25 protein-coding genes are annotated in these 24,658 nt (G+C 71.2%); 19 read left to right on the forward strand and 6 right to left on the reverse strand.

The features are described from left to right. Positions 1-578 precede the first annotated feature (578 nt). Together D9598_RS17450 and D9598_RS17455 are read left to right on the forward strand one after the other, a co-directional pair. Positions 579-1,793, forward strand: coding sequence for an MFS transporter (locus D9598_RS17450; RefSeq protein WP_232477395.1), 1,215 nt, complete (start codon positions 579-581; stop codon positions 1,791-1,793). A gap of 29 nt (positions 1,794-1,822) precedes the next feature. After that, positions 1,823-2,443, forward strand: coding sequence for an N-acetyltransferase family protein (locus D9598_RS17455; RefSeq protein WP_370592073.1), 621 nt, complete (start codon positions 1,823-1,825; stop codon positions 2,441-2,443). A 27-nt stretch (positions 2,444-2,470) separates the two neighbouring features. Here D9598_RS17455 and D9598_RS17460 read toward each other — a convergent pair whose 3' ends face one another. Further along, the gene (locus tag D9598_RS17460; protein ID WP_198367839.1) at positions 2,471-3,400 is read right to left on the reverse strand and encodes a LysR substrate-binding domain-containing protein; all 930 of its coding nucleotides are present in this window, start codon (positions 3,398-3,400) and stop codon (positions 2,471-2,473) included. Positions 3,401-3,505: 105 nt separating this feature from the next. Between D9598_RS17460 and nhaA the strand changes: the two genes are divergently transcribed. Both nhaA and D9598_RS17470 read left to right on the forward strand, forming a co-directional pair. Further along, positions 3,506-4,711: a Na+/H+ antiporter NhaA gene (gene nhaA / locus D9598_RS17465; protein WP_370592074.1), complete on the forward strand. Its 1,206-nt coding sequence runs from the start codon at positions 3,506-3,508 to the stop codon at positions 4,709-4,711. Positions 4,712-4,724: 13 nt separating this feature from the next. Next, positions 4,725-5,750, forward strand: coding sequence for a class 1 fructose-bisphosphatase (locus tag D9598_RS17470; protein ID WP_198367840.1), 1,026 nt, complete (start codon positions 4,725-4,727; stop codon positions 5,748-5,750). 70 nt (positions 5,751-5,820) lie between these two features. On the opposite strand, the gene chrA is transcribed toward D9598_RS17470, so the two are convergent. After that, complete coding sequence (gene chrA, locus D9598_RS17475; protein WP_198367841.1) at positions 5,821-7,074, reverse strand: chromate efflux transporter; 1,254 nt, start codon at positions 7,072-7,074, stop codon at positions 5,821-5,823. An 84-nt stretch (positions 7,075-7,158) separates the two neighbouring features. Here chrA and D9598_RS21425 point away from each other — a divergent pair, with 84 nt between their 5' ends. The 5 genes from D9598_RS21425 (at position 7,159) to D9598_RS17495 (ending at position 11,707) form a co-directional block, all read left to right on the forward strand. Continuing rightward, positions 7,159-7,281 carry a hypothetical protein gene (locus D9598_RS21425; protein WP_255528790.1) on the forward strand — a complete coding sequence of 41 codons (123 nt, stop codon included), beginning with the start codon at positions 7,159-7,161 and terminating at the stop codon, positions 7,279-7,281. 114 nt (positions 7,282-7,395) lie between these two features. After that, complete coding sequence (locus D9598_RS17480) at positions 7,396-7,782, forward strand: CoA transferase (RefSeq protein ID WP_370592075.1); 387 nt, start codon at positions 7,396-7,398, stop codon at positions 7,780-7,782. A 79-nt stretch (positions 7,783-7,861) separates the two neighbouring features. After that, positions 7,862-9,469 carry a carboxyl transferase domain-containing protein gene (locus D9598_RS17485; protein WP_198367843.1) on the forward strand — a complete coding sequence of 536 codons (1,608 nt, stop codon included), beginning with the start codon at positions 7,862-7,864 and terminating at the stop codon, positions 9,467-9,469. 10 nt (positions 9,470-9,479) lie between these two features. Further along, a complete protein-coding gene (locus tag D9598_RS17490; protein ID WP_232477397.1) occupies positions 9,480-9,686 on the forward strand; it encodes a hypothetical protein in 207 nt (68 codons plus the stop codon). Positions 9,687-9,700: 14 nt separating this feature from the next. Next, the gene (locus D9598_RS17495; protein WP_198367844.1) at positions 9,701-11,707 is read left to right on the forward strand and encodes an acetyl/propionyl/methylcrotonyl-CoA carboxylase subunit alpha; all 2,007 of its coding nucleotides are present in this window, start codon (positions 9,701-9,703) and stop codon (positions 11,705-11,707) included. 371 nt (positions 11,708-12,078) lie between these two features. On the opposite strand, the gene D9598_RS17500 is transcribed toward D9598_RS17495, so the two are convergent. After that, positions 12,079-12,561: a DUF4347 domain-containing protein gene (locus D9598_RS17500; RefSeq protein ID WP_198367845.1), complete on the reverse strand. Its 483-nt coding sequence runs from the start codon at positions 12,559-12,561 to the stop codon at positions 12,079-12,081. 235 nt (positions 12,562-12,796) lie between these two features. On the opposite strand from D9598_RS17500, the gene D9598_RS17505 reads away from it, so the two are divergent. The 3 genes from D9598_RS17505 (at position 12,797) to D9598_RS17515 (ending at position 15,379) form a co-directional block, all read left to right on the forward strand. Further along, positions 12,797-13,747: an ABC transporter substrate-binding protein gene (locus D9598_RS17505; protein ID WP_198367846.1), complete on the forward strand. Its 951-nt coding sequence runs from the start codon at positions 12,797-12,799 to the stop codon at positions 13,745-13,747. 67 nt (positions 13,748-13,814) lie between these two features. Further along, positions 13,815-14,588: an ABC transporter permease gene (locus D9598_RS17510; protein WP_232477398.1), complete on the forward strand. Its 774-nt coding sequence runs from the start codon at positions 13,815-13,817 to the stop codon at positions 14,586-14,588. Next, positions 14,588-15,379, forward strand: coding sequence for an ABC transporter ATP-binding protein (locus D9598_RS17515; RefSeq protein ID WP_198367848.1), 792 nt, complete (start codon positions 14,588-14,590; stop codon positions 15,377-15,379). Before D9598_RS17510 ends, D9598_RS17515 begins: the two co-directional genes overlap by 1 nt. Here the strand turns inward: D9598_RS17515 and D9598_RS17520 are convergent. From D9598_RS17520 to D9598_RS17530, 3 genes are all read right to left on the reverse strand, one after another. Continuing rightward, positions 15,321-17,927 carry a PAS domain S-box protein gene (locus D9598_RS17520; protein ID WP_198367849.1) on the reverse strand — a complete coding sequence of 869 codons (2,607 nt, stop codon included), beginning with the start codon at positions 17,925-17,927 and terminating at the stop codon, positions 15,321-15,323. The genes D9598_RS17515 and D9598_RS17520 overlap by 59 nt on opposite strands. Positions 17,928-17,991: 64 nt before the next feature. Beyond that, positions 17,992-18,207: a DUF1289 domain-containing protein gene (locus tag D9598_RS21200; RefSeq protein ID WP_255528794.1), complete on the reverse strand. Its 216-nt coding sequence runs from the start codon at positions 18,205-18,207 to the stop codon at positions 17,992-17,994. Between the two features lie 69 nt (positions 18,208-18,276). Next, positions 18,277-18,828, reverse strand: a complete 552-nt coding sequence (locus tag D9598_RS17530; protein WP_198367851.1) for a putative glycolipid-binding domain-containing protein — start codon at positions 18,826-18,828, stop codon at positions 18,277-18,279. Positions 18,829-18,914: 86 nt separating this feature from the next. Between D9598_RS17530 and D9598_RS17535 the strand changes: the two genes are divergently transcribed. From D9598_RS17535 to D9598_RS17565, 7 genes are all read left to right on the forward strand, one after another. Then, positions 18,915-19,688 (forward strand): SDR family oxidoreductase, encoded by a 774-nt coding sequence (locus tag D9598_RS17535; RefSeq protein ID WP_198367852.1) that lies wholly within the window; start codon positions 18,915-18,917, stop codon positions 19,686-19,688. Then, positions 19,685-20,074 (forward strand): dihydroneopterin aldolase, encoded by a 390-nt coding sequence (locus D9598_RS17540; RefSeq protein WP_232477401.1) that lies wholly within the window; start codon positions 19,685-19,687, stop codon positions 20,072-20,074. Before D9598_RS17535 ends, D9598_RS17540 begins: the two co-directional genes overlap by 4 nt. Positions 20,075-20,563: 489 nt before the next feature. Then, on the forward strand, positions 20,564-22,630 hold the full coding sequence (uvrC, locus tag D9598_RS17545) for an excinuclease ABC subunit UvrC (RefSeq protein WP_370592076.1): 2,067 nt from the start codon (positions 20,564-20,566) through the stop codon (positions 22,628-22,630). A gap of 1 nt (position 22,631) precedes the next feature. Beyond that, positions 22,632-23,267 (forward strand): CDP-diacylglycerol--glycerol-3-phosphate 3-phosphatidyltransferase, encoded by a 636-nt coding sequence (gene pgsA, locus D9598_RS17550; protein ID WP_198367854.1) that lies wholly within the window; start codon positions 22,632-22,634, stop codon positions 23,265-23,267. A 58-nt stretch (positions 23,268-23,325) separates the two neighbouring features. Next, positions 23,326-23,937 (forward strand): hypothetical protein, encoded by a 612-nt coding sequence (locus tag D9598_RS17555; protein ID WP_198367855.1) that lies wholly within the window; start codon positions 23,326-23,328, stop codon positions 23,935-23,937. Between the two features lie 2 nt (positions 23,938-23,939). Beyond that, positions 23,940-24,191 (forward strand): molybdopterin converting factor subunit 1, encoded by a 252-nt coding sequence (gene moaD / locus D9598_RS17560; RefSeq protein WP_198367935.1) that lies wholly within the window; start codon positions 23,940-23,942, stop codon positions 24,189-24,191. A gap of 3 nt (positions 24,192-24,194) precedes the next feature. Next, a complete protein-coding gene (locus D9598_RS17565) occupies positions 24,195-24,656 on the forward strand; it encodes a molybdenum cofactor biosynthesis protein MoaE (RefSeq protein ID WP_198367856.1) in 462 nt (153 codons plus the stop codon). Positions 24,657-24,658 lie beyond the last annotated feature (2 nt).

Consider the following 24,658-nt stretch of genomic DNA (forward strand, 5'->3'; position numbering starts at 1 on the left):
GCCGCATAGTGGATGCTTCGGCTTCAGCTGCTCGCGTTCCTACCTCGTCCGGCACCACAACTTGCCGCGCGCGGCAGGCTTCGAAGAACTCACCATCGCCAAGCCATTAACACCCTGACATTGTTGGCAGATTTTCTGGTCTCGGGATTGGCGCACTCGGTGGCTCTGGGTCTGAAGAAAGCCGTGCGCCTGTCCGTGGAACGTGCAGAGGCGCACGCCGCAGATCAAAGGGTTACGGCGTGCGCAGTCCATCTAAGTGCGCGCCGTTATATGATCGTCTCCATTCCCTTTCCGGAGAAGGCACAGGGCGGGAACGCTTCGGCGTAAAGCCGCCTTGATACCTGGCCCCCAAGGCATAGCCTGCTTCCATGTCCAGGGAACCTGCCCTCCGCGCCGCCCGCCCTTCCCCGGACTTCACGGACCGGGCCAAGGGGACCTGCCGATGCTGAGCCTCGCCGCGACTTCCTGCATCGCCCGCCGGGGCAGCCCCGCGGAGACCGCCAGATGACTTCCCGCTGTTCCGCCGCGGCTGCGCCGCTGACCGCGCCGGCCGGCGCAGCCGGATGAGCCAGGCGACGATGCCGGAAGACGCTTCCCCTTCCCCTGCGGCGGCGCGCCGGAACCGGCTGGCGGTCGTCTCGGCCATTGGTGTCGGCCAGATCCTGGCCTGGGGGTCCTCCTACTACCTGCTGGCGGTGCTGGCGGGGCCGATCGCCGCCGACACCGGCTGGCCACTGACCTGGATCATGGGCGCCCTCTCGGTCGGGATGCTGGTGTCCGGCCTGGTGTCGCCGCGCATCGGCCATTTCATCGACCGGCGCGGCGGCCGCCCCGTGCTCGCCGCCAGCGCCGCCCTGCTCTCCGGCGGCCTGCTCCTGCTCGGACTGGCGCCCGGCCTGCCCGTTTTCGTGCTGGCCTGGGTGGTCCTTGGCCTGGGCATGGGCGCCGGGCTCTACGACCCGGCCTTCTCGACGCTGGGGCGGCTTTACGGCGAGCAGGCGCGCCCGGCCATCACCCACCTCACCCTGTTCGGCGGCTTCGCCAGCACGGTCTGCTGGCCGCTCAGCGCCCTGCTGGTGGACCAGTTGGGCTGGCGCGGCGCCTGCCTGACCTATGCCGCCCTCCACCTCGCGGTCGTGCTGCCGCTCTACCTGCTCGGCGTGCCGCGCGAAGCCGCCAAGCCCGCCACGGCACCCACGGCCGCCAGGGCCGCCTCGGCGCCGGGCCATGTGCGGGCGGGCCAGCGCTACGCCTTCCTCATGCTGGCGGCGGGGTTCACCCTGGCGGCGGTCATCATGACCGTGTTGTCCGTCCACCTGCTGACGCTGCTGCAGTCGCAAGGACTGGCGCTGGGGACCGCCGTTGCCCTGGGCACGCTGATCGGCCCGGCCCAGGTCGGCGCCCGCCTGCTGGAGATGCTCTTCGGCAGGAAGACGCACCCGATCTGGAGCCTGCTCGTCTCCGCGGTGCTGGTGGCGGTCGGGCTCGGCATGCTGGCCGGCGCGCCGGGGGTCGCGGCGGCGGGCATCGTCCTGTACGGCATGGGCAGCGGCATCCGCTCCATCGCCCGCGGCACCGTGCCGCTGGCCCTGTTCGGCCAGGAAGGTTACGCCGTGCTGATGGGACGCATCGCCATGCCGACCCTGGTCGCGCAGGCCGCCTCGCCCTTTCTGGGAGCCTGGCTGCTGGACGGCTTCGGCGCCTCCACCACGCTGGCCGTGCTGTGCGCGGCTGCCGGGCTGAACATCCTGATGGTGCTGGTACTGTTGCCCCATGCGCTTCGACGCCGCTGATCGCCACCCCGAACAAAGATGAGGCTTTCGTGACCGCTCCGAACATAGCCGCTCCTGCCGGCCAGCCCGCCGCGGTAACCATCAGGCCCGCCACGGAGGCCGACATGAACGCAATCGCCGCCATCTACCGGCACCACGTGCTCCATGGCACCGCCACGTTCGAGACGGAGGCACCGTCGGCGGAGGACATGCGGCAGCGCCGGACCGCCATCCTGGAGCGCGGCCTTCCCTATCTTGTCGCCGAAGGCGCCGACGGCAGCGTGATCGGCTATGCCTATGCAGGCGCCTACCGACCTCGGCCGGCCTACCGGAATACGCTGGAGAACTCGGTCTACATCAAGGAGGAGGCCCGGGGCCGCGGTATCGGCCGCCGCCTGCTTCGAGCGTTGATCGAGGAATGCACCGTGCTCGGCTACCGGCAGATGGTGGCCGTCATCGGCGACAGCGCGAACGAGGCGTCAATTCGCCTCCACAGGGCGTTCGGCTTCGAGTTGACCGGCACGTTGCGGTCAGTGGGGCGGAAGCATGGACGCTGGCTCGACACTGTGCTGATGCAGAAGGCGCTCGGCGATGGCGACGGATCCGCGCCCGCCGCCGAGCAGTTGCCGGGGGACAGGTTGCCCGGCCCGCATGGACAGGAGCCGCGCTAGGGCGGCCTGTCGTGGCCAGCCGACACACTACGAGACCGGGTTGCCTTGCTTCTCCAACCCCCACGGCGCGATGCACTCCCTGATGCTGGCGGCCAGCAGGGCGTAGGTCCTGTGCCGGGGAGAGGTGCTGCGCCAGGACATGGTGAGGTTCCTGACCGGTGCCCCGGACGACAGCGGGCGGGCGACGACGAGCTTCTCCCGCAGAACGTCGGACCGGACGTAGAGCGCTGGCAGCAGGGTGATGCCCATGCCGGTCGCCACCATCAGGCGCAGCGTGTCCAGCGTCGTGCCGGCGTAGTCGCGTGCAGGGATCGCGCCCACCCTTTCGCAGAGCGCCGCGATGGGGTCGTGGATGCGATGCCCGCGCTCCATCGTCAGGATGGTCTCTCCCGCGAGGTCCTCCGGGTCGATCATCTTGCATCCGGCCAGCCGGTGATCCGATGGCAGCACGACGTGCAGCGGTTCCCGCAGGAGCCGCACCGAGGTGAAATCGGCGTGGACAGGCTCGTCCGCCATGAGCAGGGCCTCGAAGGTGCCGTCGGAGAGTTTCTCGGGCAGGTTCTCCATGCGGTCCTCGCGGACCCCGATGCGCAGGTTCGGGAACCCGGCCTTGAGGGTGGGCATCGCGACCGAGAGAACATAGGCGCCGACGGTCTGAACGACCCCGAACAGCAGGGTGCCCTGGAGCGCCTCGGGATCGTCCCGCCGCGCGATCTCCCGGATGTCCTCCACTTCCGCCAGGATCGTCCTGGCCCGCCGGGCGATCTCGGCGCCGGCCGGCGTCAGGATGACGCGGGCGCGTGTGCGCTCGATCAGCCGGGCGCCCAGCCGGTCCTCCATTTCCTTCACCTGCATGCTCAGCGTCGGCTGCGTGACGTGGCAGGCTTCGGCGGCCCGGCTGAAGCTCAGGGTGTCGGCGATGGCCACGAGGTAGCGGAGCTGCTGGATGCGGGGCATGGCCGACTTATAGAGAATTTCTATAAGGGAAGGCAGAACTTCCGATTTCTCCCCGGGGACCGGGTGTGGCTATTCGCCTTCGCCGAGCACCACGAGGTTCCCGCCGTGCCAGAAGCCGACACCATTCAGGCAACGGGGCGCAAGCCCTCCCTGTTCCGCTCCTTCCTCGACCACAGCGCCTCCGGTGGGCTGGTGCTGATGTTCGCCTCGGCCCTCGCCCTCCTGGTTGCCAATTCCGGTGCGGCACCGGGCTACCAAGCTGCCCTGCGCGCCTATATCGGCCCGCTCAGCCTGCTGCACTGGATCAACGACGCCCTGATGGTGCTGTTCTTCCTGATGGTCGGGCTGGAGATCAAGCGCGAGATGCTGGACGGCCAGCTGGCCACCTGGGGCCGCCGTATCCTGCCCGGCATCGCGGCACTCGGCGGCATGGCGGTCCCGGCGCTGGTCTACGTCGCCTTCAACCTCGGCAATGCCGAAGCCCTGCGGGGCTGGGCCGTGCCCGCGGCCACGGACATCGCCTTCGCGCTTGGCGTGCTGTCCCTGCTGGGGCCGCGCGTGCCCGCCTCCCTCAAGGTGTTCCTGGCCGCGCTGGCCATCCTCGACGACCTCTGCGCCGTCCTGATCATCGCCGTGTTCTACACCGCCGAGCTGTCGCTCCCGATGCTGGGCGGCTCGGCCGGGGTGGTGGCCCTGCTCATCGGCCTGAACCGGGCGGGGGTGACGCGCCTCTGGCCCTACCTGGCGCTCGGCGTCTTGCTCTGGATGCTGGTGCTGAAGTCGGGCGTGCATGCCACCCTGGCGGGCGTGGTGCTGGCGCTGGTCATCCCGCTGCGGAACCGCAAGGGCATGCCGGACGACACGACCATCTCGCCGCTGCACCGGCTGGAGCACGCACTGCACCTGCCGGTGGCCTTCATCGTCCTGCCCATCTTCGGCTTCGCCAATGCGGGCGTGTCCTTCGGCGGCGTGGCGCCGGAGGTGGCGATGGGGTCGGTGTCCATCGGCGTGGCCGCCGGTCTGTTCCTGGGCAAGCAGCTCGGCATCTTCGGCGGCACCTGGCTGGCCCTGCGCGCCGGGCTGGCCGCGGCCCCGGCGGGCGCGACGATGCTGCAACTCTACGGCACGGCGCTGCTTTGCGGCATAGGCTTCACCATGAGCCTGTTCATCGGCCTGCTGGCCTTCCCGGACCAACCCGGGATGCAGGACGCCGTGAAGATCGGCGTCATCGCCGGGTCGGTCCTGTCCGGTGTCCTGGGCGCGGTGGTGCTCGCCCTTGCGGCCCAGGGCCGTCGCTACGCCAATGCCTGAAGGAACCGACCGGATGCAGCGCGTCACCCTCTCCCGCTTCCTGATCGAGCAGCAACGGGAGGGCGGCGACCTGCCGCCGCAGCTTCGCCTGCTGATCGAGGTGGTCGCCCGCGCCTGCAAGGCGATCAGCCACACCATCAACAAGGGCGAGCTCGGCGGCGTGCTCGGCAGCCTCGGCCAGGAGAACGTCCAGGGCGAGGTGCAGAAGAAGCTGGACGTCATCGCCAACGACATCCTGCTGGACGCCAACGAGTGGGGCGGCAACCTGGCCGCCCTGGCCTCCGAGGAGATGGAGGCCATCCACCCCATCCCGCACCGCTACCCCAAGGGCGAATACCTGCTGGTCTACGACCCGATCGACGGCTCCAGCAACATCGACGTCAATCTGAGCGTCGGCACCATCTTCTCGGTGCTGAAGGCGCCGGAGGAGGCATCCGGGCGTGCCGTCACGGAGGCCGACTTTCTCCAGGCGGGGCGGCAGCAGGCGGCGGCGGGCTATGCCATCTACGGCCCGCAGACCACGCTGGTGCTGACCTTCGGCAAGGGCGTGTTCGGCTTCACCCTGGACCGCGAGGTCGGCTCCTGGGTGCTGACGCAGCCGAACATCACCATCCCCGCCGGGTACCGGGAGTTCGCCGTCAACATGTCCAACCAGCGGCACTGGGCGCCGGGCGTGCAGCGCTACGTCGCGGATTGCCTCGCCGGGAAGGACGGGCCGCGCGGCGTGGATTTCAACATGCGCTGGACCGGGTCCATGGTGGCCGACGTGCAGCGCATCCTGACCCGCGGCGGCATCTTCCTCTATCCCTGGGACGCGCGGGAGCCGGGCCGTTCGGGCAAGCTGCGGCTGATGTACGAGGCCAACCCGCTGGGCATGATCATCGAGCAGGCGGGCGGCGCGGCCATCGACGGCACCGGCCGCATCCTCGACATCGTGCCGACGAGCCTGCACCAGCGCGTCGCGGTCATCACGGGCTGTGCCGCGGAAGTGGCCATGGTGACGGAGTATCTCACTCCCGGGCATGACGCGGCGGGTTGAGGGCAGACAGCGGGGCCGAAGAAGCCGGCGGAAGGCCTGCGATCGCCTGCCGACAACGGGGTGAGCCTCCTCACGCGCCGCCGAGCAGGGTGGATACCGCCCAGCCCGCGATACCGGTCATCACCACCACCAGCCACGCCGGAACCTGCCAAAGGACCAGCGCGGCGAAAGCCGTCAGCGCGACCGCGAAGTCCGCCGGAGTCCGAACGGTCGACGTCCAGATCGGGTCGAACAGCGCTGCCGCCAGGATGCCGACCACGGCGGCGTTCACGCCCATCAGGGCGGCACGCGCGCCCGGGCGCCCCCGCAGGGCATCCCAGAAGGGCAGCATGCCGTACATCAGCAGGATCCCGGGCAGGAACACCGCCAGGAGCGCAAGGAGGCTGCCCGGCACGCCATTGGGCCAAAGGGCCTGCGCCGCGCCGAGGAAAGCCGCAAAGGTGAAGAGCGGGCCGGGCACGGCCTGGGTGACGCCGTAGCCTGCCAGGAAACCATCCGCCGAGATCCAGCCAGCCGGCACCATGGCCCGCTCCAGCAGCGGCAACACCACATGGCCACCCCCGAAGACCAGGGAGCCGGCACGATAGAAGGCGTCCACCGTCGCCACGGCATGCGACCCGGTTGCCACCGCCAGAAGCGGCAGGCCGACCAGCAGAACAGGGAACAGCGCAAGGGCGGACAGCGCGGCGGCGCGCGGCACCCGGAAGGGCAGGTTGACGTCGGATCCCGCCGCCGCCACGTGGCGGTACAAGGCCAGGCCGATGACGGCACCGACCAGGAGGACGCCCAGCTGGGTCACTGCCGAAGGAAGGAGAAGCAGGGCAATGGTGGCCAGGACGGCCAGGGTGGCGCGGGGTCGGTCCGGGCAGAGGCCACTTCCCATGCCCCAGACCGCCTGCGCCACCACGGCGACGGCCACCAGCTTCAGGCCATGCACGACGCCCGCGCCCGCGCCGCCGGTCAGGGCATCGACCCCGTAGGCGGCCAGCAGCATCACGAGCGCGGAGGGCATGGTGAAGCCGAGCCATGCCGCCGCGCCTCCCGGCAGGCCGCCGCGCAGCACACCGAGCGCGAAGCCGACCTGGCTGCTGGCCGGGCCGGGCAGGAACTGTCCAAGGGCCACGAGATCGGCATACCCCGTCTCGTCGATCCAGCGGCGCCGGATGACGAACTCCTCGCGGAAGTACCCGATGTGGGCGATCGGCCCGCCGAACGAGGTCAGCCCGAGACGAAGGAAGACCAGCAGGATCTCGAGAAAGGAGCTCCGCGCCGGCGCTTCTCGCTCCCCGTCGGGTCCGGTGGTGGAGCGAGCAGATGTGTCCATGGGTGGGCCCTCGGCGATTCTTCCGGCAGATCATGCGCGGCCGAAGCCTACACTCCAGTGACAGTCCCGATGGGAGTTGGCCTGGTGGAACCTGGCGAGGCGGAGCGCCGGCCGCGCCGGACACCCGCCGGCCTGGTGGCGCTGATGCGGCGGGACCGTGCCATCTGGGAGCCGATCGTGCGGAATCTGGGGCTGACCGCGCAGTAGGCCGGTGTGGGAGGGAACCGTCGTGGATCAACCGATGCAGCAGGGCGCCACGGCCAGGGACGAGGCCGTCGCATGGGGAGGCCCGCTCGCGGGGCTTCGGGTGCTGGACCTGACGTGCTGATCGAGAACTTCCGCCCGGGCGTGTTGGAGCGCCTCGGCCTCGGCGCCCGCACCCGCACGCGCAGGGTCGCGGAATGGCAGGCCATCCTGGAGGCGCATGACGTTCCGCATGCCCCGGTGCTCGGCGTGCGGGAAGCGCTGTCCCACCCGCATGCGCGGTCGCGCGAGATGGTGGTGGAGGTGCCGCATGAGAGCCTGGGCGCGGTCCGGGTGCTCGGGCGCCCCATCAGGTTCCCCGGCAGCCCGCAGGCGCCGCTGGCCGCGCCGCCGCTGCTGGGCCAGCACATGGCGGACATCCTCCGGCGCGAGTTGAACTACTCTGAGGAGGCAATCCGGGCGCTGCGCGAACGGGGCGCCATCGACAGGGGGACCGGGAAGTGACCGCACAGGGCAGCGCGCGACGAAGGCGGCATGGAAGAACAGGGCCGCTCACGGTGCCGATGACGGCGGGGAGGAGCTGATGGCGGTGCTGCAGACGGAGCTGGACGCGCGCTCGCCGGAATGCGCCGCGAACGCGCGCCACATGCGCTCGCTGGTGGAGGACCTTCGCGCGCAGGCGGAGCGGGTTCGCCTCGGCGGCGGGCAGGTGTCGCGTGAACGGCACGTATCGCGCGGCAAGCTGCTGCCACGCGACCGTATCCGTGCGTTGATCGATCCCCTCTCGCCGTTCCTGGAAGTCGGGCAGTTCGCCGCGCACGGGATGTATGGCGACGAGGTGCCGTCGGCCGGGATCATCACCGGCATCGGCCGCGTGGCGGGGCGGGAATGCATGATCGTGGCCAATGACGCCACGGTGAAGGGCGGCACCTATTTCCCGCTGACAGTGCAGAAGCACCTGCGGGCGCAGGAGATCGCGCAGCAGAACCGGCTGCCCTGCATCTACCTGGTGGACAGCGGCGGCGCCAACCTGCCGAACCAGGACGAGGTGTTCCCCGGCCGCGACCATTTCGGGCGCATCTTCTTCAACCAGGCCAATATGTCGGCGCAGGGCATCGCGCAGGTGGCGGTGGTGATGGGCTCCTGCACCGCGGGCGGCGCCTACGTGCCCGCGATGTGCGACGAGAGCATCATCGTGCGCAACCAGGGCACCATCTTCCTGGCCGGGCCGCCGCTGGTGAAGGCGGCCACGGGCGAGGTGGTGAGCGCCGAGGAACTGGGTGGCGCGGAGGTGCACAGCCGCATCTCCGGCGTCACCGACCATTTCGCGGAGAACGACGCGCACGCGCTCGGCATCGCGCGGCGGGTGGTGGCGGGGCTGAACACGGTGAAGCGTCCCGCGCTGGCGCTGCGCCAGCCCGAGCCGCCACGCTACGCGCCCGAGGAGCTGTATTCCGTCGTGCCCGCCAACGCGCGCACACCCTATGATGTCAGAGAGGTGATCGCCCGCCTGGTGGACGGCAGCGCGTTCGACGAGTTCAAGCGGCTCTACGGCCCGACGCTGGTCTGCGGCTTCGCCCACATCTGGGGCTATCCTGTCGGCATTGTCGCCAACAACGGCATCCTGTTCTCGGAATCCGCGCAGAAGGGCGCGCATTTCATCGAGCTGTGTTCCCAGCGCGGCATCCCGCTGGTGTTCCTGCAGAACATCACCGGCTTCATGGTGGGCCGGAAGTACGAGGCGGGCGGCATCGCCAAGGACGGCGCCAAGATGGTGACGGCGGTGGCCACCTCCGCCGTGCCGAAGTTCACGATCATCATCGGCGGCAGCTTCGGGGCCGGGAACTATGGCATGTGCGGCCGTGCCTATTCGCCGCGCTTCCTGTGGATGTGGCCCAACGCCCGCATCGGCGTGATGGGTGGCGAGCAGGCCGCCGCCGTGCTGGCCACCGTGCGTCGCGACGGCATCGAGGGCCGCGGCGGCACCTGGTCGGCCGAGGAGGAGGAAGCCTTCAAGGCGCCGATCCGCGAGCAGTACGAGCGGCAGGGGCACCCCTACTATGCCAGCGCCCGCCTCTGGGATGACGGGGTGATCGACCCGGCGGACACGCGGCGTGTCCTCGCGCTCGGCCTCTCCGCCAGCCTGAATGCACCGATCGAGCCGACGCGCTTCGGCGTGTTCCGGATGTGAGAGCGGGCCGATGAGCAGCATCGTCCTGCTCCAGGGCGCCCCGGGCGCGCAGGCCGACGCCAAGGACCTCGTCTTCCTGTGCGGGGGACGGCCGGTGGACGCGGCGCTGGGGGAGGAAACAGGCCGGCGCATCGCCTCGCGCCGGGCCTCCGCCGAGGGGCGGGAAGGCATTGCCGCCTTTCTTGGCAAGCGCCCGCCCGCCTGGCGGCAGGGCTGAGGGAGGGAAAGCCCATGTTCCGCAAGATCCTGATCGCCAACCGCGGCGAGATCGCCTGCCGCGTGATCGCCACGGCCCGGCGCCTCGGCGTGGCGACCGTGGCGGTCTATTCCGAGGCCGATGCCGGGGCCCGGCACGTCCGGCTGGCCGACGAAGCCTGGCCCATCGGACCCGCGCCCGCGCGCCAGAGCTACCTGGTGGGCGAGCACATCCTGGAGGTCGCGCGCCGATCGGGCGCCGAGGCGATCCACCCGGGCTACGGCTTCCTGTCGGAGAATGCCGACTTCGCGGCGGCCTGCGGCGAGGCGGGCGTGGTGTTCATCGGCCCGCCCGCATCGGCCATCCGCGCCATGGGCTCGAAGGCGGAATCCAAGGCGCTCATGGAGCGCTCCGGCGTGCCGCTGGTGCCGGGCTATCATGGGGAGGCGCAGGATCTGCCGCTGCTGGCGCGGGAGGCGGGGCGGATCGGCTATCCCGTGCTGATCAAGGCTTCAGCGGGGGGCGGCGGCAAGGGTATGCGGATTGTCCCGGCGGCAGGCGAGCTGGAGGCCGCCATCGAGGGCGCGAAGCGCGAGGCGCTGGCCTCCTTCGGCGACGACCGCGTGCTGATCGAGAAGTACCTGACGCGTCCCAGGCACATCGAGATCCAGGTCTTCGCCGACACGCAGGGCAACACGCTCTCGCTGTTCGAGCGGGACTGCTCCATCCAGCGGCGGCACCAGAAGGTGATCGAGGAGGCCCCCGCCCCCGGCATGGACCCGATGCGGCGCCGGGCGATGGGCGAGGCCGCCGTCGCCGCGGCGCGGGCCGTCGGCTATGTCGGCGCGGGCACGGTGGAGTTCATCGCCGAGGGCGACGCCTTCTTCTTCATGGAGATGAACACCCGGCTGCAGGTCGAGCATCCGGTGACGGAGATGGTGACCGGGTTGGACCTGGTGGAATGGCAGCTCCGCGTGGCGTGCGGCGAGCCCCTGCCGGTGCGGGAGGACGGTCTCCGGCTGCACGGGCACGCGATCGAGGCGCGCGTCTACGCCGAGGACCCCGCGCGGGACTTCATGCCCGCCGTGGGCACCCTGACCCACCTGCGTCAGCCCGGGGAAGTGCCGGGCGAGGTCCGGGTGGACACCGGCGTGCGCCAGGGTGACAGCATCACGCCCAACTACGATCCCATGATCGCCAAGCTGGCGGTCTGGGGCGAGGACCGCCCCGCCGCCGTCCGGCGTCTGGCCGCCGCGCTGGCGGAGTACGAGGTGGTCGGCCTGCAGACGAACCTGGAACTGCTCCGCGCCATCGCCGGGCATGGGGCATTCGCGGCCGCGGAACTGGACACCGGCTTCATCGCGCGCCACGCGGCCGCGCTCATGCCCGTGGCGGCGGCCCGGACTGACGATGCCATCGTCTGGGCGGCCGCGGCTCTCACGGCATTAAAGGATCAGCAGGCGGCGTCGCGGGCCGGCGACGGCGACCCGTGGTCCCCCTGGGCGCAGGCCGATGCGTGGCGGATGAACGGGGAGGGCTACCAGGACCTGCACATCCGGCAGGCTGACGACGAGCGGGTTGCCATCCGCGCCCGCCCCATGGCCGCGGGGCGCTATCGGCTGGATCTGCCCGGCGGGCCGGTGACAGCCGAGCTCGCGGAGGAGCAAGACGGATCGGTTCTGCTGCTGGATGGCGTGGCGCGCCGCCTGCGGGTGGTGCGGCAGGGCGCAACGCTGACGGTGGTGCTGAAGGGCCGCAACCATGTGCTGGAGGTTGTGGACCCGCTGGCGCCGCCACGAACGGAGACGGCGGGCAACGACCGGGTCCGGGCCCCCGTGCCGGGCCGCGTGGCCCGCGTGCTGGTGCGGCCCGGCGACGTCGTGGCGAAGAACGCGCCCCTGGTGGTGATCGAGGCCATGAAGATGGAGCTGACGCTGCGCGCGCCCATGGATGGCTGCGTGGAAAGCGTGCGCCATCAGGCCGAGGAGATGGTGGAGGAAGGGACCGAGCTGGTGACCTTCGCCGCGGAGGCGGCCTCGTGAGCGGGCCCCCGCCGGTGGGCGTGGTGGAGGTCGGGCCGACGGGCATCGAGACGGGCGGCTTCGTGTCGCCCTGATGGATGCCGCCGGCTCGGCTGTCGGTCCGGCGCCAGAAGGCCTCTCGCAGAGGAACATCAACTGCTCAGTCGAGAAGAGCCTGCGGCGCCTCGGGCCGGTGGCGGCCCAGGCGCGGGGACACGGGTTACGCGTGCGCGGCCACGTCTCCTGCGGGCTGGGCTGCCCCTAGAAGGGCGAGGGGCTGCCGGCAAGCGGACACAGCACCGCGTCGGAGGGGGTCAGCGGCATCCGCCCCATCCCCCGGAGGACAACGCTTCGCGCGGGCGTCCTGGGACGCCGGAGCCGTGGACATTCCTTCAATGCAGGAGGGCACGCGGGCTGCCGGGCAGGCCGGGCCCGGCCCAGGCGATGGGCATGCCCGGTTGGGCGCGGCGCGCTCCGGGCGCGCGCACATCGCGGCCCAGGGCACGGGCGAGCATCGCCATCAGCCGCGCGCCGACGCTGCCGCCGGCGTTGCTGCCGCCGATCCGCAGCGTGCCGTCCGGCGTCAGGCAGCGGCCCAACTCTTCCAGAAGGTCCTCCTGGCCGCCAAGGCTCTGCGCGTCCAGGATGCAGGTGCCCAGGACGATGCGGCCGGCGCCGCCATGCTCGGGCAGGTCGATGATCTCGAGCGGCGCCAGCTCCGCCGCCAGCTCCAGGACCTGGCGCAGGCCGTCGCGCCGGCTGTCCAGCACCTGCACCATGGTGTCGGCGGCGGCGGCGATCACCGCCTGGGACCATCCGGCCTGACGCGGATCGAGGACGGTGAGGCGGGTGATGCGGGGTTCATTCTGAACCATGGCTGAGCGCTCCGTTCTGGATGTGCCTATTCTGTTCCTCACCCATGAAGGAATCGCTGACAGCCGGAAGATTTTCTGGAGGCTCGCGCTACTGGGCGGCGCGGCGCCTTCCGGCCTCCCTTCCAACGCATTGGCCCGGCGAACGCCCCCGTCTGAGCCGGCGATTCCATCCGGGCGGGATCTGCTCTAGGCTGCCACCCGGGAGAGGCCGCCAGGCCCTGAGGAGAAAAGATCCATGCAACGCCGCCTGTTCCTGGGCGCCGCCGCCGGCGCGCTCGCCCTTCCCGCTGTCCTGCGTGCGCAGGCCATGCCCAGGATCACCATCGGCATGTCGGGCTGGACCGGCTTCGCGCCGCTGACCCTCGCCGAGCAGGCCGGGCTGTTCCGGGCGAATGGCGTCGAGGTGGAGACCCGCTTCGTGCCGCAGCGCGAGCGCAACCTGGCCCTGGCCGCCGGCGCGCTGAACTGCGTCGTCACCACGGTCGACACCATGATCCTCTGGGGCAGCACCATGCCGCTGGTGCAGGTGCTGGTGCTCGACCGGTCGAGAGGGGGCGACGGCATCGCGGTGCGGCCCTCCATCGGCGGCTGGGCGGGGCTCAAGGGCAGGACCGTCGCGGTCGACGGCCCCGGCACCACGCCCTATTTCGTGCTCGCCTATATGCTGCGCGAGAACGGCATGTCGGTGAAGGAGGTGCAGGCCGCGACGCTGGCGCCGCAGCCGGCCGCGCAGGCCTTCGTCGCCGGGCAGTTCGACGCCTGTTCGACCTATGAGCCCTACCTTTCGCAGGTTCGCGGCATGGGCGAGGACAAGGGCCGCATCCTTGCCACCACGAACGACTATCCCTGCGTCGTCGATACCCTCGCCTTCACGCCCGACTTCGTGGCGAAGAACGAGCCGGCGGTGAAGGCGGTGATCAAGAGCTGGTACGACGCGCTGGCGATGATCGCGCGCGAACCCGCGACATCGCACGAGATCATGGGCAAGCGCGTGAACCAGAGCGCCGAGGCCTTCAGGGCCAGCGCGCAGTTCATCGAATGGCAGGACGCGGCGAAGAACCGCGCCTATGTCGCCGACGAGTTGCCGAAGTTCATGACCAAGGCGCTGGAGGTGCAGAAGGAGGCGGGCGTGGTGCGCCAGTCGCCGGACCTGGCGAAGCTGCTCGACACGCGCTTCCTCGGCTGAGGCCATGGCGGGGCCGCCGGCCGGCCCCCCTCCCCGTCCCGCCCGACCCCATCCTCCGCGAGGCCGCTTGGAACCGCTCAAACCCGTCTCCGCCCCCCTGCGCGCCGCGCTGGGCCTGGGCTTCTTCCTCCTGTTCCTCGGCCTCTGGGGCCTCGTCACCTATGGCGGCTATGTGCAGCCGCTCTTCCTGGCCTCGCCCGGGCAGGCGCTGGCCGCCGGCTGGACGCTGTTCACCGAGTACAACTTCGCCGGCGACATCGGCATGACCGTCTGGCGCGTGGTGGGGGGCTTTCTGCTCGCGGCCCTGCTCGCGGTGCCGCTCGGGCTGCTGATGGGCGCCTACAAGCCGGTCGAGGCCTTCTTCGAGCCCTTCATCTCCTTCGCCCGCTACCTTCCGGCCTCGGCCTTCATCCCGCTCCTCATCCTCTGGGCCGGGGTGGGCGAGGCGCAGAAGCTCTCGGTCATCTTCCTCGGCAGCGTCTTCCAGATCGTCATCATGGTGGCCGTCATCGCCGGCGGCACGCGGCGCGACCTGGTGGAGGCGGCCTATACCCTCGGCACGAAGGGCAGCGGCATCCTGCGGCGGGTCATCATCCCCGCCGCCGCCCCGCAGGTCATGGAGGCGCTCCGCCTGGTGCTCGGCTGGGCCTGGACCTATGTCATCGTCGCCGAGCTGATCGGGGCGCAGAGCGGCATCGGCCACATGATCATGGACAGCCAACGCCTGCTCGATACCGGCCAGATGATCTTCGGCATCGTCGTCATCGGCCTGATCGGGCTGGTCACCGACTTCCTCTTCAAGGCGCTGAACCGGCGCCTGTTCCGCTGGGCGGCGCTGTGATGGCGCTCTCGGTCCGCGGCCTGACCCGCACCTTTCCCGGCCAGGGCGGCAACGCGCCGACCCTGGCTCTGCAGCCGACCGACCTCGACGTCGCGCCCGGCGAGTTCGTCTCCATCCTGGGGCCCTCGGGCTGCGGCAAGTCCACCCTGCTGCGGATCGTGGCCGGGCTCGACCGGCCGACGGGCGGCAGCGTCACGCTCAATGGCCGCCGGGTCAGCGGGCCAGGGCCCGACCGCGGCATGGTCTTCCAGTCCTACACGCTCTTCCCCTGGTTGACGGTGGAGCAGAACATCCGCTTCGGCCTGCGCGAGCGGAAGCTGCCCGAGGCCGAGATGCGCGAGACCGCCGCCCGCTTCATCGCCCGGACCGGCCTGCGGGGCTTCGAGAACCACTGGCCACGCCAGCTCTCCGGCGGCATGCAGCAGCGCACCGCCCTGGCGCGGGCGCTGGCCAACGATCCCGAGATCCTGCTGCTCGACGAGCCCTTCGGCGCGCTCGATCACCAGACGCGCGAGTTGATGCAGGAGCTTCTGCTGGAGGTCTGGGGCAGCGACCGGCCCGAGGCCCGCAAGACCGTGCTGTTCGTGACGCATGACATCGACGAGGCCATCTTCCTCGCCAACCGCGTCCTGGTGATGTCGGCCCGGCCGGGCCGGGTGAAGGCGGAGGTGGCGGTCCCCCTGCCCTATCCCCGCGACTGGACGGTGAAGACGGCACCGGAATTCGGCGCGCTCAAGGCCCGGCTGATGGGGGAGATCCGGGAGGAGGTGCGAAAGGCGGCGCTGGGCTGAGCGGGCGCGGGCCCTCCGGTGGCGGCCGATCGGGGCGGCCGCCCGCCAGCATGGCCTGCACGCGGCGCGCCAGCGCGGCGATGGCGAAGGGCTTGGTGAGCATCTCCATGCCCGGCTCGAGGAAGCCGTCGGCGCTGGCGGCGACCTCGGCATAGCCGGTCATCAGCAGGACGGGCAGGCCCGGGCGCTGGCGCCGCGCCTCCGCGGCGAGCCGCCGGCCCTGGAGGCCCGGCAGGCCGATATCGGTGATCAGGAGGTCGATCCTCCTCGCCTCGCGCAGAAGCCGCAGCCCGCCGGGGCCATCCTCCGCCACCCGGGCCTCGTAGCCCAGATCGGCCAGCACCTCGAGCACCAGCGCCCGCACCACCGGCTCGTCCTCCACCACGGCGACCACCTCGCCCCTGCCACCGGGCACGGCCTCCGCCTCGGCCGCCGCCGGCGGCAGCACGCCGTGATGGCGGGGCAGCAGGAGATGGACCGTGGTGCCCTGGCCGGGGCTCGATTCGATGTGGGCGGCGCCGCCCGACTGGCGGGCGAAGCCGTAGATCATCGACAGGCCGAGGCCGGTGCCACGGCCGGGCTCCTTGGTGGTGAAGAAGGGTTCGAAAGCGTGCTCCAGCACCTCGGGCGGCATGCCGCGGCCGGTGTCGGAGACACCGATGACGATGCTCTCGCCGTGCGTCCCGCCGCCCGGCCGGCATCGCGTCGCCAGGCGCAGCACGCCCCCGTCCGGCATGGCGTCCCGCGCGTTGATCGCCAAGTTGAGGATGGCGTTCTCAAGCTGGTTCACGTCGCACCGCGTGAGCCAGAGGTCCGGCGCCAGGTCGAGCTCCAGCCGGATGCCCTCTCCGATGGTCCGGCGCAGCATGTCCGCCATGGAGGCCAGGAGGTCATTGGCCTGGACCGGCCGGGGATCGATGGGCTGCCGGCGGGCGAAGGCCAGCAGCCGGTGCGTGAGGGAGGAGGCCCGCCGCGCCGAGGCGATCGCCCCTTCCAGGAAACGCTCCACATGGCGGTCGCTGCGGAGCTGCCGCTGCGCCAGCTCAAGCGATCCCTGAATACCCTGCAACAGATTGTTGAAATCATGGGCGATACCGCCGGTGAGCTGGCCGATCGCCTCCATCTTCTGGGACTGCCGGAGAGCCTCCTCCGCGCGGCGCAGCTCGGCGGTGCGATCGGCGATGCGCCGCTCCAGCTCGTCCGCGGCGAGGCGTGCCTCGGTGATGTCCGCCGCCGTGCCGAGGTAGCCGAGAAAGGCCTCGCCCTGGTGGCGGGGCAGCGCCTGGCAATCGAACCAGCGGACCCGCCCGGCGCCATCCGTCACGCGGACTTCCTGGCGGTAATGCCGGCGCGCCTGCCATGCCCGCCCGAAACTCTTCCGCACGCGCTCCCGGTCCTCCGGATGGAGCCGCGCCAGCCAGTCCTGCTCCCGCAGCTCGGCGACCGGCAGGCCGAAGGTGATCTCGAAGCGGCGGTTGAGGAAGGTCATGCCGCCGCCGGCGTCCATCGCCCAGATCAGCACCGGCGCGCTGTCCGCCACCTCCCGGAACCGCTCCTCGCTCTCGCGCAGGCGGGCCGCCGCCTGCCGGTGCTCCTCGACGCCCCGCACCCGCCGGCCGACCTCGCGGAACAGGGCCAGGTCGGCCTCCTCCCAACGGCGCGCGCGCCCGCTGGCGGCATAGAGGATGGCCGGCGGGCGCCCCTCGGGGGCCAGGAGGAAGAACAGGGCCGCGCGCACGCCGTTCCGCAGCAGTTGCGGAGCGACCTCGGCCATGAGGGCGTCCGTCTCCACCTCCCCGACCGCCAGCATGTCCTGGCCCCGCAGCGTCTCCAGCAGGCGGGTGCCACCCGTGCCGATGCGGTGCTCCCCCAGCCCGCTGGACCGGTGGGCGCTCCATTCGCGCTCGATACGGATCCAGCCATCACGGTCGAGGCTCGCGGCGCCGATCCTGTCGGCCGAGAGGGCCTGTCCCATCCTCTCCGCCAGGCCGAAAATGACGACCTCGACATCCTGGTCCTGCTGCAGGCGGTTGCTCAGCTCCGAGAGAAAGGCCTGGCGGCGCTCCGCCATCACGCGCCGCGTGGTTTCGAGGCAGGTGCAGAGCATCCCCGCGACCTGACCGGAATCGTCGCGGATGGGGATGTAGGAGAAGACGAAGTAGGCTTCCTCGGGAAAGCCGTTGCGGTGCATCGTCAGCCGCAGATCGTCGGCGTAGCTGGCCTCCCCCGCATAGGCGCGGTCCATGATCGGGCCGACATCGGCGATGATGTCGTGCCAGACCTCCTCGAACCGCCGCCCGAGCGCCCAGCCCTGCTTCAGGCCGAGCATCGGCGCATAGCCGTCATTGTAGATGATGATGCGATCCGGCCCCCAGGACACGAACATCGGCTGCGGCGTGCCGAGCATCACGACCAGCAGGGTGCGGAGTGTCGGCGGCCAGGCCTCGGGCGGGCCCAGCGGCGTGGCGGTCCAGTCCTTCGCGCGGATGCGCCCGCCCATCTCGCCGCCACCCTGGAGGAAGGAAAGGTGATCTTGTCCTGGCGACACCCTGGCTTCCCTCTTCCCTGACGGCTTCGAAAGACCTGAGCGAATCCGGCCCGGCCCCGCCCCTCTAAGCCTTATCCGATTTCCTCCGTTTCGCGGCCTCCCCGACGACATGTCCGGCCATCTCCATGGCCGACAGCCGGGCCGGGAGGCCGGTCAGGATCGCCTCGCGATAGGCGGGAACCCGCTTCCACGCCTTGCGCTCCGGCTTGGTCATGCCGCAGCCGCGGCACCAACCGCTCTGCTCGTCGAAATCACAAACCTTGATGCAGGGACGTTCCATGACGCAGAGATGGGGCGGCGGGAGGAGATGGCAATTCTCGCCGGCGGCCACCCCGGCAGGCCGAGCGGGTCAGGCCGGCTGCGGCACCAGGCGCCGGAAGCGCCCCGGCCAGGCGGTCACCAGCAGATTGTCTTCCACCTCGAACTCCGTCTCCTCCGGCGTGTCGAGGCGGTAGCGACGTCCGCGGTCGAGGCAGGCCAGGCGGCGTTCCACGCGGCGGAAGACGAGGCGGTCCGCGTCGAGCTGCACCATGGCCAGGCTCGCCGTCTCGCCGCTCCGCAGGCCCAGCCGATGGAGCGCGAGCGTGGTGGTGAAGGGTGTTACGCCGATCTCGAGGTCGAGCACGCCCTGCAGTTCGGGCAGGGGCCGGCCGACGCCGTCCGTCCAGCGGCCCAGCCCGTCGGCGCGCAGTTCGACCGCCAGATCCTGCCCGATGCGGTGCAGCCGGGCGGAGCGCGTCCGCCAGCCGAGGTCGCAGACCAGGGCGTATTGCCAGGCCGCCGTGCCGGGCCCGATCACCACCGACTGCACCAGGCGCAGGCCCGAGCTCTGCCGCAGCACCAGATGCTCCACACCCTGGCCGTGCCAGTCCGTCCAGCGGGCGATGAGGGGTGCGGGCATGCGGAACTCCTGCTGCCGTCCGGTCCGGAGCGACGACAGCAGGATATAGGCTGGACGCCGCCCGCTGTCCCCGCCATCTGTGCCTCATGCAGATTCCAGAGAGCATCCCGCGGGTGGCCCTGGTCACCGGCGGCGCGCGCCGGATCGGTCGGGGCATCGTCCTGGCGCTCGCCGGCGCCGGCTTCGATGTCGCGTTGCAGACCCGTGCCCCTGCACCGGAGGCCGAGGCGGTGGCCGAGGCGGTGCGGGCGCTAGGCCGCCGCGCCGTGGTCCTAACCGCGGAACTGTCGCGCGAGGCGGAGGTGGCGGCGCTGCTGCCGGCCGCCGCCGCCGCGCTCGGCCCGGTCGGCGTGCTGGTCAACAACGCCTCGGTCTTCGAGCGCGACGAATGGCACGACGCCACGCGGGAGAGCTGGGACCGCCACCTGGAGCCCAATCTGCGCGCGCCCTTCGTGCTGATCCAGGCCCTGGCCCGCGCCCTCCCCGACACGGCCGAGGGGGTCGCGATCAACCTGCTGGACCAGCGGGTCTGGTCCCTGACGCCGCATTTCGTCAGCTACAGCCTGTCCAAGGCGGGGCTCTGGGCGCTGACGCAAAGCCTGGCGCTGGCGCTGGCGCCGCGCATCCGGGTGAACGGCATCGGCCCCGGCCCGGCCCTGCCCAGCCCGCGCCAGAGCCCGGAGCAGTTCGCGGCGCAATGCGCCAGCACGCCGCTCAGCCGTGGTACCGGGCCGGAGGAGGTGGCGCGCGCCGTGCTTGCCATCCTCGCCCTGCCGGCCATGACCGGGCAGATGATCGCCCTCGATGGCGGGCAGCACCTGCAATGGTCGCCCGCCCGCGGCGCGGGGCAGTCCGAATGAGCTACCACCCCGACGCCGCGCGCGGGCTGCGCCGTGTCTTCGTCCGGCGCCTCGCCGTCGCGGCCCGGCTCGGCATCCATCCGGAGGAGCGCGAGCCGCAGCGGGTGTTGATCGACATCGAACTGCTGGCGGAGGACGACGCCGCGCCGCATGGCCAGGGCGCCGACCGGCTGGAGCGCGTGGTCGACTACGAGGCGGTGGCCAATACCGCGCGCCGCATCGCGCTCTCCGGCCATGTCCGGCTGGCGGAAACCCTGGCCGAGCGGATCGCCCTGGCGGTGCTGGAGGTGGAGCGGGTGCGGGCCGTCCGGGTGACGGTGGAGAAGCCGGACATCATCGCCGATGTCGGCGGCGTGGGCGTGACGGTGGAGCGGCTGCGGCGCTGACCCCCGCAAGGCCCGGCCGGCCACCTGCCCATCGGCGCGGCAATCGGGAAGAACGGTGTGACGGTCAGCGAAGTTTTCGTTTGGCACCCCATCGTCCACAGGCTTTTCCCCAGGAGCGGTGGACAAACCGCTCCCCATCCGCCGCAACGTCACCGCCGAAGCTCGCGAAAAGGATCGTTTTTTGCCTCGGGCGTGAGCGCGGACAAAATTTCGTCCACCGCGCCGAAGCCACAGTCCACCCTCCTCGTGCCGTCAACAGCAAGAATATGCTTGACCGGGCCTAAACGATAAATTTTCCCTCTTGCCAAGCAAAAACAGCGACTTACCTTTTTGCCCAAAGCTTAGGCAACGTCATGTGACCCGCAGATGACAGCCATTTAGCTATGGTCACCCACCATCCATCCACAAGGTTATCCACAGGATTTGTGGGAAACTGCCCCGCCGCCCCCGCCCCTTGAGCCGCGTCCTGCGGCGTGCTTGACCCCACCGATGCAGCAGCCGAGCGACCCGCCCGCCGCGCCCGAGGCCGTGCCCGATCCCTCCCCGTCCGCCGGCCTGTCCGCCGAGGGGCCGGTGATGGAGGGGCTGGCGGTGATCGAGGCCGCCCTGGCCACCATGCCGCTCGTCCCGGGCGTCTACCGCATGCTCGATGGCAAGGGAGATGCCCTTTATGTGGGCAAGGCGCGCAGCCTGAGGAAGCGCGTCACCGCCTATACGCAGATCGCCCGGCTGCCGGAGCGGCTGCGCCGCATGGTGCATGCCACGCGGCGGATGGAGATCATCACCACGGGCAGCGAGGCCGAGGCGCTGCTGCTGGAAGCCAACCTGATCAAGCGGCTGAGGCCGCGCTTCAATATCGTCCTGCGGGACGACAAGTCCTATCCCTGGCTGGTTCTGACCGAGGACCACCCGTTTCCGCAGATCGCCAAGCATCGCGGCGAGAAGCGCAAGGGCGCCAGCTACTGGGGGCCCTTCGCCAGCGCCTGGGCGGTGAACCAGACCATCACCGCGCTGGAGAAGGTGTTCCTCCTGCGCTCCTGTCGCGACACGGTGTTCGAGAGCCGCGACCGGCCTTGCCTGCTCTACCAGATCAAGCGCTGCTCCGCGCCCTGCACCGGGCGCATCGGGGCCGAGGACTATGCCGGCCTGGTGCGCGATGCCCGCAAGTTCCTCTCCGGCGAGACGCCGTCGATCCAGAAGCGGCTGGCCGCCGAGATGGAGCAGGCCGCGGAAGCCCTGGAGTTCGAGCGCGCCGCGGCGATTCGCGACCGGATCCGCGGCCTCACCCATGTGCAGGGGCAGAACAGCATCAACCTGGAGGGCGTCGGCGATGCCGATGTGGTGGCGCTGCACCAGATCGCCGGCCAGTCCTGCGTCCAGGTGTTCTTCTTCCGGGGCGGCCGCAACAACGGCAACCGCGCCTTCTTCCCCGCCCATGCCCGGGACGATGCCGAGGGGGCCGAGGTGCTCTCGGCCTTCCTCGCCCAACTCTATGACGACCTGCCGCCGCCGCCGCTGGTGCTGCTCTCGCACGAGGTGGCCGACGCGGCGCTGATCGCCGAGGCGCTGAGCCTGAAGGCCGGGCGGAAGGTCGAGCTGCACCGGCCGCAGCGGGGCGAGAAGCGCGCCGCGGTCGAGCATGCCGCGACCAACGCGCGCGAGGCGCTCGAGCGCCGCCTGGCGGAAGGCACCGCCCAGGCCGCCCTGCTGGAGGGCGTGGCCCGCCTCTTCGACCTGCCGGAGACGCCCCGCCGCATCGAGATCTACGACAACAGCCATATCCAGGGCAGCCATGCCTATGGCGTGATGGTGGTGGCCGGGCCCGAGGGCTTCCTGAAGAGCGCGTACCGCAAGTACGCCATCCAGGGCACGGCCCGGCCGCGCATTCCGCCGCCGATCCTGGCCGAGGTGCCGGGCGCGGCGGCCGAGACCCGCGCCGCCGGCGGCGGCGACCGGATGGCCAGCGGCGGCGGCGACGACTTCGCCATGATGCGGGAGGTCTTCGAGCGCCGATTCGGCCGCGCCCTGAAGGAGGATCCGGAGCGGACGGGGGAAGGCTGGCCGGACCTCGTGCTGATCGATGGCGGCGCCGGGCAGCTCTCGGCGGCCAGCGAGGTGATGGCCGAGCTCGGCCTGGGCGACCTGCCGCTGGTGGCCGTGGCCAAGGGGCCGGACCGGGACGCCGGGCGGGAATGGTTCCACCGGGCCGGCGCGGCGCCCCTGCAGCTGCCGCCGCGCGATCCGGTGCTCTACTACCTGCAGAGGCTGCGCGACGAGGCGCACCGCTTCGCCATCACCACCCACCGCGCCGGCCGCTCCAAGGCGATCAGCCGCAGCGAGCTGGACGAGATCCCCGGCATCGGGACCGCCCTGAAGCGGCGCCTGCTGAACCATTTCGGCTCGGCCCGCGGCGTGCGCCAGGCGGGTCTCGAGGACCTGCGCAACTGCCCGGGCGTCGGCCCGGCCATGGCCGCCCGCATCCATGAGCATTTCCACCCTGGCGCCATGACGGCTAGTTTGGGAAAGCCCCGCGCGGCCCCACCGGGAAGACACTGAATTGCCGACCGACCTGCCCAACCTGCTGACACTCTCCCGCATCGCCGCGGTGCCGCTGCTGGTGCTGCTGGCCGCGCTCCAGGCGCCCTGGGCGGATCTCGGCGCCTGCGCCGTCTTCTCCATCGCCGCCATCACCGATTATTTCGACGGCAAGATCGCGCGCGAGCGGCAGCTGATCTCGGCCTTCGGCCGCATGCTGGACCCGATCGCCGACAAGCTCCTGGTCGCTGCCGCCCTGATGCTGCTGGCCGGCCTGTCGCGCCTGTCGCTGCTCGGGCTGCTGCCGGCCATCGTCATCATGCTGCGCGAGATCCTGGTCTCGGGCCTGCGGGAGTATCTCGCCGGCCTGGCCGTCGGCCTGCCGGTGACGCGCCTGGCCAAGTGGAAGACCGGCGTGCAGATGACCGCCCTGGGCGTGCTGCTGGCCGGCGATACGGGTGCCTCGGTGATCGGCCTGGGCCTCCTTCCGGTGAGCGCCATCGGCGAGGCGCTGCTCTGGCTGGCGGCGATCCTGACCCTGGTGACCGGCTGGGACTACCTGCGCGCCGGGCTGCGCCATGCGGAGGCGCAGGACACGGCCCGGCTCACCCGGCCGGACCAGCCGGTCGCGGGCACGAAGGAACTCTCCCGGCCTTGAGCCAGGGCGCCCGCCACCGCATCTTCGTCAGCATGAGAACGAGCCAGGAGCAGCCGTCATGAGCCAGCCGACACGCATCGCGGCGGGGAGTTCCGGAAGGGTGCGCCCCCTCGGACTGGCCCTGCTGCTCGGCCTGGGCGGCTGCGCCCAGATCCTGACCGGCGAGCAGGTGGTGGTGCCTTCGGACAGCCTGACGGCGCAGCGCATCCTCGGCGTCGATGTCGCGATGGACCCGCTGCTGCCGGTGGCCGGAAATGTCTGGCCGGAGGGCGAGCCGGAGCGCACCACGCTGGCGACGCCCGACACCCCCTTCCGGCCCGACGCGGCCGATTCCGCGACGGTGCCGCGGGCCGCGCCGCCGCGCCGGGGCTCCTCCACGCCCCCCGCGCTGCTGGAGCCCGGCACCACGGTGGGCCGCCGCATGGTGGACCAGCAGGCGCCGATGACGCTGATGGCGCCGCCCCCGCCGCCCGCCGCCGCGCCCGTGCCGCGTTATGACGGGCAGGTGATCCAGACGCCGAACGGCCCGGCCGTGACCAGCGGCGGCGGACCGGCCTACCGTACCTACAACCTGCCTGGCGGCGGCTCGGGGATCGCGACTCAGCAGGGCGGCACCACCACCCTGCTCGGCGCCGATGGCAGCATCACCCAGGTTCCGACGCCGCGTTGACCATGCAGATCCTGTATTTCGCCTGGGTGCGGCAGAAGGTCGGCCTGGCCGAGGAGCGGCTGGAGCCCCCGGCCGAGGTGCGGGACGTGGAGGGGCTCATGCGCTGGCTCGCCGGGCGCAGCCCCGGTCACGCCGCCGCCTTCGCGCAGGCGGATCAGATCCGCGCGGCGGTGAACCAGGAGTTCTGCGGGCGGGGGCAGCCGGTCGCGGCGGGGGACGAGGTCGCCTTCTTCCCCCCCGTGACGGGCGGCTGAGCCATGCCGACAATCCGCGTGCAGGAGGCGGCGATCGACCTGGGCCGGGAGAGCGCCGCCCTCTCGGCCGGCCGGGCGGACGTCGGCGGCATCGCGAGCTTCCTCGGCCTCTGCCGCGCCGATGACGGCATCGCCGCCCTGGTGCTGGAGCACTATCCCGGCATGACCGAGCGGGCGCTCGCTGCCATCGCCGCCGAGGCCGAGGCACGCTGGCCTCTGACCGGCTGCACCGTGGTGCACCGCGTCGGGCGCATCCTGCCGGGCGAGCCGATCGTGCTGGTGCTGGCGGCCAGCGCGCATCGCGCCGCCGCGCTGGAGGCCTGCGCCTTCCTCATCGACTGGCTGAAGACCCGCGCCCCCTTCTGGAAGCGTGAGGAATTCGCCGATGGCCGGGAACGCTGGGTCGAGGCCCGTGCCGGCGACGACGCCGCCGCCGCCCGCTGGCGGAACGCGGCGCCCGGCTAGAA

It is taken from the genome of Roseomonas sp. KE0001, assembly GCF_016107285.1.
GTDB lineage: Bacteria > Pseudomonadota > Alphaproteobacteria > Acetobacterales > Acetobacteraceae > Pseudoroseomonas.

What these genes read in the sequence shown, in the direction of transcription:
- D9598_RS17565 (WP_198367856.1), top strand. Translation starts at nt 24,195, where the DNA reads ATGCCGACAATCCGCGTGCAGGAGGCGGCGATCGACCTGGGCCGGGAG.
- D9598_RS17540 (WP_232477401.1), top strand. Translation starts at nt 19,685, where the DNA reads ATGAGCTACCACCCCGACGCCGCGCGCGGGCTGCGCCGTGTCTTCGTC.
- D9598_RS17505 (WP_198367846.1), top strand. Translation starts at nt 12,797, where the DNA reads ATGCAACGCCGCCTGTTCCTGGGCGCCGCCGCCGGCGCGCTCGCCCTT.
- uvrC (WP_370592076.1), top strand. Translation starts at nt 20,564, where the DNA reads ATGCAGCAGCCGAGCGACCCGCCCGCCGCGCCCGAGGCCGTGCCCGAT.
- D9598_RS17515 (WP_198367848.1), top strand. Translation starts at nt 14,588, where the DNA reads ATGGCGCTCTCGGTCCGCGGCCTGACCCGCACCTTTCCCGGCCAGGGC.
- moaD (WP_198367935.1), top strand. Translation starts at nt 23,940, where the DNA reads ATGCAGATCCTGTATTTCGCCTGGGTGCGGCAGAAGGTCGGCCTGGCC.
- D9598_RS17555 (WP_198367855.1), top strand. Translation starts at nt 23,326, where the DNA reads ATGAGCCAGCCGACACGCATCGCGGCGGGGAGTTCCGGAAGGGTGCGC.
- D9598_RS17460 (WP_198367839.1), bottom strand. Translation starts at nt 3,400, where the DNA reads ATGCCCCGCATCCAGCAGCTCCGCTACCTCGTGGCCATCGCCGACACC.
- D9598_RS17495 (WP_198367844.1), top strand. Translation starts at nt 9,701, where the DNA reads ATGTTCCGCAAGATCCTGATCGCCAACCGCGGCGAGATCGCCTGCCGC.
- D9598_RS17470 (WP_198367840.1), top strand. Translation starts at nt 4,725, where the DNA reads ATGCAGCGCGTCACCCTCTCCCGCTTCCTGATCGAGCAGCAACGGGAG.
- D9598_RS17450 (WP_232477395.1), top strand. Translation starts at nt 579, where the DNA reads ATGCCGGAAGACGCTTCCCCTTCCCCTGCGGCGGCGCGCCGGAACCGG.
- D9598_RS17490 (WP_232477397.1), top strand. Translation starts at nt 9,480, where the DNA reads ATGAGCAGCATCGTCCTGCTCCAGGGCGCCCCGGGCGCGCAGGCCGAC.
- D9598_RS17500 (WP_198367845.1), bottom strand. Translation starts at nt 12,561, where the DNA reads ATGGTTCAGAATGAACCCCGCATCACCCGCCTCACCGTCCTCGATCCG.
- D9598_RS17535 (WP_198367852.1), top strand. Translation starts at nt 18,915, where the DNA reads ATGCAGATTCCAGAGAGCATCCCGCGGGTGGCCCTGGTCACCGGCGGC.
- chrA (WP_198367841.1), bottom strand. Translation starts at nt 7,074, where the DNA reads ATGGACACATCTGCTCGCTCCACCACCGGACCCGACGGGGAGCGAGAA.
- D9598_RS17530 (WP_198367851.1), bottom strand. Translation starts at nt 18,828, where the DNA reads ATGCCCGCACCCCTCATCGCCCGCTGGACGGACTGGCACGGCCAGGGT.
- D9598_RS17485 (WP_198367843.1), top strand. Translation starts at nt 7,862, where the DNA reads ATGGCGGTGCTGCAGACGGAGCTGGACGCGCGCTCGCCGGAATGCGCC.
- D9598_RS21200 (WP_255528794.1), bottom strand. Translation starts at nt 18,207, where the DNA reads ATGGAACGTCCCTGCATCAAGGTTTGTGATTTCGACGAGCAGAGCGGT.